This is a genomic window from Streptomyces sp. NPDC005483 (genome assembly GCF_040606035.1).
In the GTDB taxonomy this organism is placed as follows: Bacteria; Actinomycetota; Actinomycetes; order Streptomycetales; family Streptomycetaceae; genus Streptomyces.
In genome coordinates this window covers 29,694-41,615 of record NZ_JBEXEA010000037.1, presented here as the reverse complement: position 1 = coordinate 41,615, position 11,922 = coordinate 29,694, and the positions used below count along the sequence as shown (strand labels likewise).

Sequence of the window (11,922 nt, the reverse complement as noted above, 5' to 3'; positions counted from 1 at the left end):
ATGAGCCCGCACGAACAGTGCCCGCACCAGGACGGCCGGGTGGTCATCGACGCCGCCTTCAAGGCGGACGCCCCCGCGCGGTACGCCCGCCTGCGCGAGCTCGGCCCCATCCATCCGGCCCAGTTCCACCTCGGTCTCAAGGGCTGGGTGGTCGTCGGGTACGACCTGGCGCGCGAGGCGCTCACCCACCCGGCCCTGCTCAAGGACGCCACCCCCGCCGCCGAGGCCCTGGCCGCCGCCGGTTACGTCCTGCACCAGCCCTCCGTCGGTCTCGGCGCGCAGATGATGGAGGCCGACCCGCCCGAGCACACCCGGCTGCGGCGGCTGGCCGCGGCCGCCTTCACCCCACGTCGTACGGCCGAACTGGCGCCGCGCATCGAGCAGATCGCCCACGACCTGATCGACGGACTGCCCCCGGCGGGCGAGGTGGACCTCGTGGAGGCGTTCAACGCCCCGCTGCCCGCCACGGTCATCGCCGAACTCCTCGGCATCCCCGAGCGGCACCATCTGGACTTCCGCCGCTGGTCGGCCCAGGCGCTGCGGGTCGCCTCCCCCGAGCACCGCGCGGCGCTGAGCGGCCTGCACGCCCTGCTGGCCGGCCTCCTGGCGGACAAGCGCCGCAGCCCCCAGGACGACCTGCTGTCCGCCCTGGTCGCCGTGCGCGACGAGGAGGACGGCAGGCCCTCCGAAGAGGAACTCGTGGGCACGGCGCTGATGTTGGTCGTGGCGGGCCACGAGAGCACCGTGAACCTGCTGGGCAACGCCGAACTGGGCCTCTTCCAACACCCCGACCAGCTAAGGCTGTTGCGTGAGCGGCCCGAGCTGATGCCCGGCGCGGTGGAGGAGTTCCTGCGCTACGACACCTCTGTCGAGCGCTCCACCAGCCGCTACGCGGCCGAGGACATCGAGCTGGGCGGGGTGCCCGTCCCGCGCGGCAGCATGGTCGTCGTCGCCCTCGGCGCGGCCGGACGCGACGCCCCGCAGGCCGAGGACGCCGATCCCGCCGTACTCGACGTGACCCGTCCCGGCGCCCGGCACCTGGCCTTCGGGCACGGCATCCACTACTGCCTGGGCGCCCCGCTGGCCCGCCTGGAGGCGACCATCGCCCTGCGGGTCCTGCTCGCCCGTGTCCCGGACCTCGAACTCGCGGTACCTGCCCACTCGTTGGAGTGGATCGGCTCCGGCATCGTCCGCGGGGTGCTGTCCCTGCCCGTCCGCTACCGCAGCACCGGGCGCTCGGGCGGCACCGCCTAAGGCCGCAGCGCCCGCAACGTCAGTTCGCCGTACCGGCGCCACAGCGCGGGCTCCCGCTCGGCGATCCTTATGAGCTGGACCACCGCGCCGCAGAGCATCACCCGCAGATCGAGCAGGGTGGCGTCGGCGCGGACCCCGCCGGCGGCCTTGGCCGACTCCATCAGCTCCGACAGCGCGGCGAGCAGCCCGGATGTGCTGCTGAACCCCTCGTCCGCGAGCGCTTCCGACAGCAGCCGGTCGTCGGCGAGGCCTTCGAAGAGCCGGAGCACGTAGTCGTCGAAGGCCCGGCAGGGGTCCGGCTGCGCCAGCGCGGGCGCGGTGAGGCGTCGCAGCTCCGACAGCCGGTGCTCCATCACGGCCGCCACCAGGTCCTCCTTGGTGGGGTAGCTGCGATAGACGGTCGCCTTGCCCACACCGGCCCGTTCGGCGATCTGCGGAACGGTGCCCTGCAGGCCCGCGTCCTGGAGGACCTCGAGCGCCGCCGCGAAGACGCGCTCGTGGTTGCGCCGGGCGTCGGCCCGGCGCGCGGGTGCGCCGGGCTCGGCAGGACTCGAACTCGTCTCCACTGACTTCACCCGCCCATTGTGCCTGCGTGCGGCCACCCGGCCGCCCGCCCTTTCTGTGGCGAAAAGTCTCTTACCTGCATCCGTGAACCTTTCGCGCTCCGCCACACGTGTACGGGAAACAATAAGCGGACCCTAGGGTCCGGCTAACTGTAACCGGAGTGATGATGAACCAGTCCGATCACCACGAGCACACCTCGCTCGCCGACCACACCCGCGCCCTCGTCGAGGCCGCCCGCGCCGCCTCCCCCGTACTGCTCCGCCACGCCGACGACGCCGAACGGGACAGCCGCCTCGCCCCGGAGGCCACACAAGCACTGCGGGACGCCGGCATGTTCCGTCTCGCCGTCCCCGGCGACCTCGGCGGGCACGAGCTGCCCCTGGCCGCCGCCGTCGACGTCCTCGCCGAACTCGGCGAGGCATGTCCGTCCAGCGGCTGGGTCGCCATGGTCTCCTACGTGGCCCAGCAGATCGCCGCGTCCTTCGGGGCGAAGGCCGGCCTCGACCTCTGGGGCGACGGCCCGGACATCCCCATGTGCGGTGTCTTCGGCAGCGTGGGTGTCACCGCGGAACCGGTCGACGGCGGACTGCTGGTCTCGGGCCGCTGGGGCTGGGCCTCCGGCTGCCGCCAGGCCGAGTGGGGCGTGCTGGGTGTGCCGTTGCCCCTCCCGGAGGGGGACGGGCCCCAGCCGGGCGTCGCCCTCGTCCGCACGAACGAGCTCGCCGTCGAGGCGACCTGGGACATGGCGGGCATGCGCGGCACCGGCAGCGACACATTCGTCGCCGACGGCATCTTCGTCCCGCAGCACAGGCTCCGCAGCTTCTCCGACGTGGTGGCGCCCGCCGAGCGGGACGCCGCGCCGCTGTACCGGATCCTGCCGGGCTCCATGACCCTGGCGTCCATGGCGCCGCTGCTCGGCGCCGCGCGCGCCGTCTTCCGGCTGACCCTGGAGGCCGTCGAGGGCGGCAAGCCGATGGCGATGTCCCTGCACCGCCGGCTGGCCGACTCCCCCAGCGTCCAGGCGGCACTCGCCGACGCGGCCACGCTGATCGACTCCGCCCACCTGCACCTGCTGCGCTCCGCCGAGGCCGTCGACGCCGCGGCGGCGGCCTCGGCCACGCCCACCCTGCGGGAGCGGGCCCGGGTGCGGATGGACGTGGGACACGCCTCCACATGCCTGCGCCAGGCGGTGCAACTGCTGCTCACGGTGCGCGGCGCGAGCAGCTTCGCGCACACCTCTCCGGTCCAGCGCTACTGGCGCGACCTGGAGACGGCGACCCGGCACCCCACTCTCAACCCCGGCCTCGCCCGCGAAATGTACGGCCGCGCCCTGGTGGGCGACGAGCGGCCCGTCTCGCCGATGGTTTGACGAGCGGCCCGGCCCGTACCGCAGACGACAGGATCGAGGCACACCTCATGACCCATCTCTCCATCCCCGTACGCGAGTCCACGCACCGTGACGTGCTCGGGCACTTCGCGACCGGCGTGTGCGTGGTGACGGCGGCGGGACCCGAGGGGCCTGTCGGGTTCACCTGCCAGTCCTTCGTGTCCCTGTCCCTGGACCCGCCGCTGATCTCGTTCGCGCCCGCGCGGACCGCCCGCACCTGGCCGCTCGTCCGCGCCTCGGCCGCCCCCTTCAGCGTCAACGTGCTGGCCGAGGGGCAGGAACACGTCGGTTCCGCCTTCGCCCGGTCGGGCGGCGACAAGTTCGAGGGCATCCGGTGGTCCCCGGGTCCCGGTGGCGCTCCGCTGCTGGCGGGTGCCTGCGCCTGGATCACCTGCGAGCCGGTCCAGGAGTACGACGGTGGCGACCACACCATCGTCATCGGCCGGGTCACCGCTCTCGAGGCGGAGCCGACCCGGGCACCCCTGATCTACCATCGCGGCCGTTATCGCGCGCTGGCGTGACAGGAGAACACACGTCGGCCCGCGCCCTGAAGGGCGCGGGCCGACGTGTGTGTGCGGGCAGTGTCAGACGGTCTGGGCGCGCATCTGGCGGGACTTCCAGCCCAGCAGCAGGGACTGGAGGATGAACCACACGCCGCCGCCCGTGGCGTACACGGACAGCACCTCGAGCGTGGGGTGGTCGCCCGCGGCCTGGATGTTGTAGGTGATGCCGACGAGGAAGGACAGTCCGCCCGAGATCAGGGTCGGCCACTGCTTGCCCAGCTCGGGGCCGCGCCGCCGCACTCCGACGATCACCTGGGCGACACCGGAGATGACCGCCCAGACGCCGAACACGTGGAACGCCGCTGCCAGGCTGCCGAAGCCGGCGATGGCGAGCGCGACGGCCGCCAGGGTGCTGAGCACCCCGTTGAACGCGGTGACCTGCCGCTCGGAGCCGGCCGGGGTGGCGCGGTAGTCGATGAACGAGGACACCGCGTCGATCAGCGGGTAGACGACCAGCAGTGCGACGGCCCCCGCACCGAGGTCCTCGTGGTCCCCTTGGACGCCGGCGAACGCCAGGGCCCACACCACGGCGAGGACGCCGCGGATCAGGTACAGCTTCAGCAGGGAGGAGCGCTCCCCCGCGCCGGACTGTCCGGTCGGGGTCGAGGCCACGGTCGAGGTGCTCATGTCGGTTCGGCCTTTCTCAGGTCAGGGAGGTGTCGCAGACCCGGTCAGTACCGGGAGGGGAGGACGCAGCGGAAGCTGGAGGCGAGGGAGGTGTCGCCGTGGCCCGTGTAGCGGGAGACCTTCGGGTAGTTGCACAGGTCGCGGGAGACGCTCTGGCCCTCGGTGTTGATCAGCGTGGCGGGCAGCGTCTTGGGCGCCTTGCCGTGCTCGACCCACGAGGTCAGCGCGGCGAGGCCGTCGGTGGAGCCGTCCTGGCCGTTGAGACCGCAGTGGGCGGTGTTCGGCGCGAGGAAGAGACGGTAGAAGTCGTCGACCCGCTTGGTGCCGCCCATCTCACGCTCGACCTGCTTGCGGTAGTGGACCGTGCCGTCGGCGGGGATGTACTGGTCGGCCAGGCCCTGCCAGGTCAGCAGCTTGCCGCCGGCGCGGCGGAAGTCCGACAGGTCCGGGTCGTCGGTGCCGATGACCTTGTCGTACTCGGCCTGGGACTGCTTGAACAACTGCGTGAACTGGCTGTAGGTGATCGTGGAGAGGTCGAGCGAGGGGTTCTTGGCGACCCAGAGCTTGACCCAGGCGGCGGGCACCGGGAAGGCGTCGGCGCCGGCCAGCGCGCTGATGTCGGCCTCGATCGGGACGCCGTACCAGAGCTTCTTGCCGGACGCCGTGCGCGGGCCGTCCCAGATCTTCTGCACCACGGCCGCGTCGGCCGCCGTGATGGTGAGCTCCTTGCCGTCGCACACGACCTTGGTGCCGATCAGCCGGCGCGGGTCGAAGTCGCAGCGGGACGGGTCGTTGACCAGGCCGTCCTTGGCACCGTCGAGGGTGTCGCAGGCCTTGACGGCGGCGTCGGTGAATGCCTTGAACTCACAGCCCGTGGGGTGGGTCTTCTCGTTGTTCATGACGACCTGCGGCCACAGCGTGGCCACCTCGAACTCGTCCCAGTTGATGGCGGGCGCGTTGGCGAGGATGCCGTCGTAGTCGCCGGGGTGGCGCTGGGCCTCCATGTAGCCCTGGCGGCCACCGGTGGAGCAGCCGATGAAGTAGGAGTACGCGGGCCGCTTGCCGTAGACCCCGGCGACGACCTGCTTGCCGACGACCGAGGCCTCGTGCTGGGAGCGGGAGGCGAAGTTCTTCAGCAGCGCGGTGTTGACCTGGCCCGCGCTGTCCAGCGCCCAGGTGGTGTCGAGGGCGTCGCCGACGCCGGCGTCGGTGGTGACGGCTGCGTATCCGCTCTTGACCGCGTTGGCCATGCCGACGTTGTTGTCACCGGCCAGGTAGGCGGAGCCGCCGAGTCCCTGGAAGCGGCCGTTCCAGCCGCTGGCGGGCAGCCAGGTCCGCACCTTCGCGTGGTCGTCGGCGCCCGGGTGGGTGAGCGTGACGGTGACGTCGCAGTAGGCCGGTACGCCGGTGACCGTTCCCTGAAGGATTCCGGTGCCGTTGACAGTGCCGCCGGCCTGCTGGACGGCCGTCACGGACTCCACCTTGGTGCCGGCCGGGGCCTTCACGGCGGGCGCCGTGCAGGCGGTCGCGGTGGCCGTGGAGGCGTCCTGGGTGTCCGCGGAGGCGGTCGGCAGGTATATCGCCGCGGCCAGCGGGACGCCGGCCGCCAGAACAGTCAGGGCTCTCTTCATTGCTTTCCCATCAAGAAGTAGGTGTGCGCCTGGCTGCGGCGACACATGGGCACGTCACACGAGGTGGACGGCGGTGGACGAGGTGACTCGTCGAAGACTGAGCCAGACTTTATCACCGGTTTAGCCGGTGACGGAAGAGGGTCGAACACATTCATGCGTCCAGGACCACCGCGGTCTCACTCTCCCCGCGACCGGCACACCCCGCATCAGTCAGTTGACGGTCAGTCGACCGTCCGCGGGATGTCCATCTCCAGCCAGACGGTCTTGCCCCGGCCGCTGGGCGAGGTGTTCCAGGTGTGCGCCAGCGCGTCGACGAGGTACAGGCCGCGGCCGTGCTCGGCCCGGGCGCTGCCCTCGTCGGTGAGCGAGTAGGCGGTGGGGATCGGCGGATCGCTGTCCGAGTCCCGCACCTCCAGCCGCACCCGGTCACCGGACACCCGCAGCCGCAGGTCCACATCGCTGCCCGCATGGATGAGCGCGTTCGTCACGAGTTCCGACGCGATGAGCACGAGGTCGTCCGAGAGTTCCGCGAGATCCCAGTCGTACAGACACGTGTGCACGAAGCCGCGGGCCTCCCGCACCCCGCGCAGGTCGCGCCGGTGGATGTGCATCCGGGCGACGCGCGGCACCTGTCCGCCGTCCGCTCCCTCATAGCGGGCCAGCAGGAGGGCGGCGTCGTCCCGCCCGTCGGAGGTGTCCCGCAGCAGGCCGTCCGCCAGGTGTTCCAGGTCGGTTCCGGCGGGCGGGCCGAAGCCGTCCAGCCGGGTCCGGACGTCGTCACGGTCCCGTTCGTGCAGCCCGTCGGAGTAGAGGACGAGGACCGTCCCGGGCGGGACGGTGTGCTCCCGGGAGCCGTAGGGACCGCGCGTGTGCAGGCCGAGCGGCACGTTGGGTGGCGCCCACAAGCGATGGACGGTGCCGTCGGACATCTGGGCGAGCGGTGCCGGATGCCCGGCGAGTGCCACCTCGGCCGTTCCGGTCTCGGTGTCGAGGGCCACCACGCAGCAGGTGGCGAGGAGTTCGGTACCGAGCCGGGACAGCAGCCGGTCGGTGCGCTCCAGCAGGGCGGCCGGGCCGTGTCCCTCGGTGACGTACGCGACCACCGCCGTCCGCAGTTGACCCATGACGGCGGCGCTCTCCAGCGTGTGGCCCTCGACGTCGCCGAGGACGAGGGCCACCCGGCCGTCCGGCATCGCGAGCAGGTCGTACCAGTCACCGCCCGCCCCGCCGGCGGTCCGCGCCGGCCGGTAGCGGGTGGTGGCACTGAGCCGGGGCACCTCCGCGAGAGTGGCGGGCAGCAGCCGCTTCTGCATGACCTCGGCGAGCGCCTGCCGGCCGGCGCTGAGCTCGATGCGCTGGACGGTCGAGCCGAGGCGACCGGCCATCATCGTCAGAAAGGCCCGTTCCTCGGGCGAAAAGCTCCGCGGCCCGTCGAACGACAGGCAGCACATCCCGAGCACGGGGCCGGCCTCGGCCATCGGCAGGTCCTCGACATGCCGGCTGCCGACGAGGGGCAGGTACGCGGCGGCGCTGGGCACGTCCTGGGGGTCGTCGTGCGGACCGGGTCCTCCGGGGTCGAACAGGGCGCGCCCGCGCAGTGCCCGGGCGGCGAGCGTACCGGTGTGCAGGGCGGTGCCGTGGAGCTCACGGACCAGCACCGAGGAGTCGCCGCTGGCCCAGCACCCACATCCGGCCCTCGGCGGCGGAGGCCAGCGCCAGTGCCCGCGCGCCCAGCGGCGCCATGACACAGAGCTCGGCCGCCCCGACGACGTGCTCCATGGTGGTCGCCCGGTTCAGCATGTCGGTCAGTCGCTGGAGGGCGTACAGCAGGGACATGCCCGCGGAGCCGGGCACACCCGGTACGCCTCGGGCGACCGGGTCGGCCCTCTCGGCGGGTGGTTCGGTGCCGAAGACCGGGATCAGGACGGGCAGGTCCCCGGGTGCGACGGGGACGCCGCGGTCGTGGAGGGCGGCCAGGAGTCCGGCGAGGCGGTCGCCGATCCGGGCGAGACGTCGGCTGTCCACGTCGCTGTACACGCCGCGGTTCTCGGTGCGCAGCACGGTCAGGGAGCCGAAGCGACGCCCTCGCGCCGTCACGGGGACGGAGGCGGCGGTGTACGGATAGGGGAGGGCGCCGGGCTCGGACGCGTCGAGCGGGTCGGGGTCGGCGAGGAACGCCGCCTTGCCGGTGGCAAGGGCGCGTGCGGAGGCGTACGAGGAGTCCAGGGACATCCGGCCGGGGAGCATAAGAACGGCCGGCGGGCTGCCGCCGATCATGGCGGCGCGGAGTTCGCCCTCGTCGGGCGTGAGCAGGTAGACGGCCGCCGCGACCGCGCGCAGCCGGTGGGCGGCCTGGTGCACGGCACGGTGCAGGACCGCCGTCACCTCGCCCACGGCGGCTGCGGCCGGATCGCGCTCCTGGCCGTCCGTCCGGGGGTTCTCGGCATCCGACACGCTGGGGTCGTCCATGAGCCCTTCCGGCCAAACCCGCCCCGGGCACGGGGGCTTTTCAGGCCTTGTCCACCTTGTCGGACACGGTACCCGGGCCCTCCTCACCCAGCCACCGCGCGTGGTGCCGCCGTGCCCACGACCAACTGACGTATCCGGTGCGCATGCCCAGCCGCGCCTCGGGGTCCTCGAAGGCCCTGCGCATGTGTCCGAGCAGGACGAAGGTGATCGCCCAGGCCAGGATGTCGTGGACGAAGATCGCGCTGGTGCGGGAGATGAAGGGCAGCAGCCCCATGAACCACATCAGCAGGCCGGTGAACATCATCACCAGCACCGCTCCGGCGATCCAGCCCGCGTAGAGCTTCTGACCCGCGTTGAACTTGCCGGCCGGGCGCGCCTCGGGCGAGGTACGGCGCCTGCGGACGGCGCGCAGCCACTGGCGGTCGTACACCGCGAAGCGGTTGAGCCGGCGCAGGTCGGCGCGGAAGGCAGGTGAGAGGAGTCCGAGCAGGGAGGGCACGGGCAGTGCGATGCCGGACCACTCGTGGACCGTCACCATCAGGTTCCGTCGGCCGACGAGTTGGGCCAGCGGGCCGAAGTAGAGACAGGCGGCGGTGACCAGGCACAGCAGCATCAGGTAGCCGGTGGTCCGGTGGACCAGGCGCTCGGCGGTGGTGAAGCGGCGGACCCGGTCCTCGGGTTCAGGCCGCGTGCCGGTCGGCTCCGTCGAGCCAGCCGTCGACCGCATAACCGCGCTCCTCCCAGTAGCCGGGAACGACCTTGTCGGTGACCGAGATGCCGGACAGCCACTTGGCCGACTTGTAGAAGTACATGGGCGCCACGTAGAGCCGGACCGGCCCGCCGTGCGCGTGGGAGATGGGCTTGTCCTGGAGGTTCAGCGCCACTAGGACGTCCGAGCGGCGGGCCTGTTCCAGGGTGAGGCTCTCGGAGTAGGCGCCGTCGAAGCAGGTGAAGCGGATCGCCGCGCCCGACGAGCGCACACCGGCGTCGTCGAGGATGTCGGCCAGCCTCACCCCGCTCCAGGGGGTGCCGTCCACACGCCAGCCGTCGGTGCACACGGCGTCGCCGACCACCCGGGTCTGCGGCATGGCGCGCAACTGGTCGAGTGTGTACGTCTTCGGCTTGTCGACCAGTCCGCCGACCCTCAGGGCGTAGTTCGTCTCGTCCTTGTGCGGCACGGAGCCCACGACACTGTAGTACCGGAAGCCGCCCGGGTTGGGCAGCAGACCGGTCAGGCCGGTGGCGTCCACCTCGGACGCCTTGGCGAGGAACCCTTCCCAGCCGCTCTGGAGGTAGGGCGCGGCGGCGAGCCCGGCCGCGCCCGCGCCGAGCATGCCCAGCATCGCCCGTCGGCCGACGGGGGCTCCCCCGGTCCTCGGCTTCGGCTTTTCTGCCATGGTGTGTGCTCCTTCGGACACGTGTGAGCTCTGCCGACGTCTCGCGTCGACCTCGTCACCGGTTTAACTGGTGATGATGCTCGCACGCGAGCTCACCGCTGTCAACAACGGGACGGGTGACGACACACACGTATGAGCGAAGCTGACCAGACTCCGCACCGGCTGTTAAGCTGAGAGGGACGTAGACCGTGTATCGAGGAGTGGCAGACGTGGTGGGTGACGACGACATCTCCGGGTGAGATCCGGACCTGACGGCCACCGGCCGGCGCTCAGGAGCGCTGCCGAGGTGGCCCGATTCGTCGTACCCCTTTTCTCATGTCTGCCCCGGGCAGCGGCTCAAGCGCGTTGCCCCCGCCCCTTTCGAGGTCGCCTCCATGTCCGACGCCGCAATCGTCTGCTCGAACCTCTCCTTCGCCTGGCCCGACGACACCCCGGTCTTCCAGGACCTGTCCTTCTCCGTGATCCCCGGCCGCACCGGCCTGGTCGCCCCCAACGGCTCCGGCAAGTCCACGCTGCTCAAGCTCATCGCCGGTGAACTCAAGCCCGTCACCGGCTCGGTGTCCGTCACCGGGACTCTCGGCTACCTGCCGCAGAGCCTGCCCCTCACCGGCAGTCTCACCGTCGCCGAGGTGCTCGGCGTCGCCGCCGTCATCCGCGCCCTGGACGCCGTGGAGTCCGGGGACGTCGACGAGAAGCACTTCGCCACCATCGGCGACGACTGGGACATCGAGGAGCGCACCCGCGCCCAGCTCGACCGCCTGGGCCTGGCCGACCTCACCCTGGACCGCAGCCTGCGCACGCTCAGCGGCGGCCAGGTCGTCTCCCTCGGCCTCGCCGCCCAACTGCTCAAGCGCCCCGACGTCCTGCTGCTCGACGAGCCCACCAACAACCTCGACACCGAGGCCCGGCACAAGCTCTACGACGTGCTCTCCGACTTCAACGGCTGCCTGCTGCTGGTCAGCCACGACCGCGCGCTCCTGGACCGCATGGAACGCATCGCCGAGCTGGGCAGCGACGAACTGCGCCTGTACGGCGGCAACTTCACCGAGTACGAGGAGGCCGTGCGGGCCGAGCAGGAGGTCGCCGAGAAGAACGTCCGCAACGCCGAGCAGGAGCTCAAGCGGGAGAAGCGGGAGATGCAGCAGGCCCGGGAACGCGCCGAGCGCCGCATGAGCAACGCGTCCAAGAACCTCAAGAACGCCGGGCTGCCCAAGATCTTCGCGGGCAACATGAAGCGCGGTGCGCAGGAGGCCGCGGGCAAGTCCGGCACCATGCACGCCTCCCGGGTCAGCGAGGCCAAGGCGCGCCTGGACGAGGCCGGCCGCGCCCTGCGCGACGAGCAGCGCCTCACCCTGGAGCTGCCCGACACCCAGGTGCCCGCCGGACGCAACCTCTTCATCGGCGGGGGCATGCAGGCCAAGCTCGGGGACCGGCAGGTGTTCGCTCCCGACGGGATCGATCTGACCGTGCGCGGTCCCGAGCGCATCGCCCTGACCGGGCCGAACGGCGCCGGAAAGACCACGTTGATGCGCCTGATCACCGGTGACCTCGCCCCGGACGGCGGCGAGATCAAGCGCAACGACGGCCGGATCGCCTACCTCTCGCAGCGACTGGATTTGCTGGACCTGGACCGCACGGTCGCGGAGAACTTCGCCGCGTTCGCCCCCGAGCGCCCCGAAGCCGAGCGCATGAACCTGCTCGCCCGTTTCCTCTTCCGCGGCGCCCGCGCCCACCTGCCGGTCGGCGTCCTCTCGGGCGGCGAGCGCCTGCGTGCCACGCTCGCCTGTGTCCTGTGCGCCGAACCGGCCCCGCACCTGCTGCTGCTCGACGAGCCGACCAACAACCTCGACCTGGTCAGCGCCGGCCAGCTCGAGAGCGCGCTCAACTCCTACCAAGGCGCCTTCATGGTGGTCAGCCACGACGAACGGTTCCTCGCCGAGATCGGCGTCAACCGCTGGCTGCGGCTGGCCGACGGCACACTCAAGGAGACCGGGGCACCCGAGGTGTGAGCATCTGACGTGTGACATGGC

General features: G+C 71.7%; 11 protein-coding genes. 4 read left to right on the top strand and 7 right to left on the bottom strand.

The window, feature by feature from the left end; translation table 11 throughout:
* The gene (locus ABZT06_RS41855) at positions 1-1,254 is read left to right on the top strand and encodes a cytochrome P450 (protein ID WP_355753158.1); all 1,254 of its coding nucleotides are present in this window, start codon (positions 1-3) and stop codon (positions 1,252-1,254) included.
* Here ABZT06_RS41855 and ABZT06_RS41850 read toward each other — a convergent pair.
* Complete coding sequence (locus ABZT06_RS41850; RefSeq protein WP_355753156.1) at positions 1,251-1,829, bottom strand: helix-turn-helix domain-containing protein; 579 nt, start codon at positions 1,827-1,829, stop codon at positions 1,251-1,253. The two genes, ABZT06_RS41855 and ABZT06_RS41850, sit on opposite strands and share 4 nt — an antisense overlap.
* A 155-nt stretch (positions 1,830-1,984) precedes the next feature.
* Between ABZT06_RS41850 and ABZT06_RS41845 the strand changes: the two genes are divergently transcribed.
* Together ABZT06_RS41845 and ABZT06_RS41840 are read left to right on the top strand one after the other, a co-directional pair.
* On the top strand, positions 1,985-3,187 hold the full coding sequence (locus ABZT06_RS41845) for an acyl-CoA dehydrogenase family protein (RefSeq protein WP_355753154.1): 1,203 nt from the start codon (positions 1,985-1,987) through the stop codon (positions 3,185-3,187).
* 47 nt (positions 3,188-3,234) lie between these two features.
* Positions 3,235-3,726, top strand: coding sequence for a flavin reductase family protein (locus tag ABZT06_RS41840; protein ID WP_355753152.1), 492 nt, complete (start codon positions 3,235-3,237; stop codon positions 3,724-3,726).
* Between the two features lie 63 nt (positions 3,727-3,789).
* Here the strand turns inward: ABZT06_RS41840 and ABZT06_RS41835 are convergent, their stop codons facing one another.
* From ABZT06_RS41835 to ABZT06_RS41810, 6 genes are all read right to left on the bottom strand, one after another.
* Positions 3,790-4,395: a DUF308 domain-containing protein gene (locus tag ABZT06_RS41835; RefSeq protein WP_355753150.1), complete on the bottom strand. Its 606-nt coding sequence runs from the start codon at positions 4,393-4,395 to the stop codon at positions 3,790-3,792.
* A gap of 44 nt (positions 4,396-4,439) precedes the next feature.
* Positions 4,440-6,026 carry a tannase/feruloyl esterase family alpha/beta hydrolase gene (locus ABZT06_RS41830; protein ID WP_355753149.1) on the bottom strand — a complete coding sequence of 529 codons (1,587 nt, stop codon included), beginning with the start codon at positions 6,024-6,026 and terminating at the stop codon, positions 4,440-4,442.
* Positions 6,027-6,247: 221 nt separating this feature from the next.
* Positions 6,248-7,684, bottom strand: coding sequence for an ATP-binding SpoIIE family protein phosphatase (locus ABZT06_RS41825; RefSeq protein WP_355753147.1), 1,437 nt, complete (start codon positions 7,682-7,684; stop codon positions 6,248-6,250).
* Positions 7,671-8,495 carry a GAF domain-containing protein gene (locus tag ABZT06_RS41820; RefSeq protein WP_355753145.1) on the bottom strand — a complete coding sequence of 275 codons (825 nt, stop codon included), beginning with the start codon at positions 8,493-8,495 and terminating at the stop codon, positions 7,671-7,673. The genes ABZT06_RS41825 and ABZT06_RS41820 overlap by 14 nt, the downstream gene beginning before the upstream one ends.
* Positions 8,496-8,535: 40 nt before the next feature.
* Positions 8,536-9,222 (bottom strand): cytochrome b/b6 domain-containing protein, encoded by a 687-nt coding sequence (locus ABZT06_RS41815; RefSeq protein ID WP_355753143.1) that lies wholly within the window; start codon positions 9,220-9,222, stop codon positions 8,536-8,538.
* Positions 9,176-9,892, bottom strand: coding sequence for a molybdopterin-dependent oxidoreductase (locus ABZT06_RS41810; RefSeq protein ID WP_355753141.1), 717 nt, complete (start codon positions 9,890-9,892; stop codon positions 9,176-9,178). Before ABZT06_RS41810 ends, ABZT06_RS41815 begins: the two co-directional genes overlap by 47 nt.
* A gap of 374 nt (positions 9,893-10,266) precedes the next feature.
* Between ABZT06_RS41810 and abc-f the strand changes: the two genes are divergently transcribed.
* Positions 10,267-11,901: a ribosomal protection-like ABC-F family protein gene (gene abc-f, locus ABZT06_RS41805; RefSeq protein WP_355753140.1), complete on the top strand. Its 1,635-nt coding sequence runs from the start codon at positions 10,267-10,269 to the stop codon at positions 11,899-11,901.
* Positions 11,902-11,922: the final 21 nt, after the last annotated feature.

Coding starts and splice junctions, on each gene's coding strand:
- ABZT06_RS41855 (WP_355753158.1), top strand. CDS start 1: ATGAGCCCGCACGAACAGTGCCCGCACCAGGACGGCCGGGTGGTCATC.
- ABZT06_RS41845 (WP_355753154.1), top strand. CDS start 1,985: ATGAACCAGTCCGATCACCACGAGCACACCTCGCTCGCCGACCACACC.
- ABZT06_RS41840 (WP_355753152.1), top strand. CDS start 3,235: ATGACCCATCTCTCCATCCCCGTACGCGAGTCCACGCACCGTGACGTG.
- ABZT06_RS41835 (WP_355753150.1), bottom strand. CDS start 4,395: ATGAGCACCTCGACCGTGGCCTCGACCCCGACCGGACAGTCCGGCGCG.
- ABZT06_RS41830 (WP_355753149.1), bottom strand. CDS start 6,026: ATGAAGAGAGCCCTGACTGTTCTGGCGGCCGGCGTCCCGCTGGCCGCG.
- ABZT06_RS41820 (WP_355753145.1), bottom strand. CDS start 8,495: ATGGACGACCCCAGCGTGTCGGATGCCGAGAACCCCCGGACGGACGGC.
- ABZT06_RS41815 (WP_355753143.1), bottom strand. CDS start 9,222: ATGCGGTCGACGGCTGGCTCGACGGAGCCGACCGGCACGCGGCCTGAA.
- ABZT06_RS41810 (WP_355753141.1), bottom strand. CDS start 9,892: ATGGCAGAAAAGCCGAAGCCGAGGACCGGGGGAGCCCCCGTCGGCCGA.
- abc-f (WP_355753140.1), top strand. CDS start 10,267: ATGTCCGACGCCGCAATCGTCTGCTCGAACCTCTCCTTCGCCTGGCCC.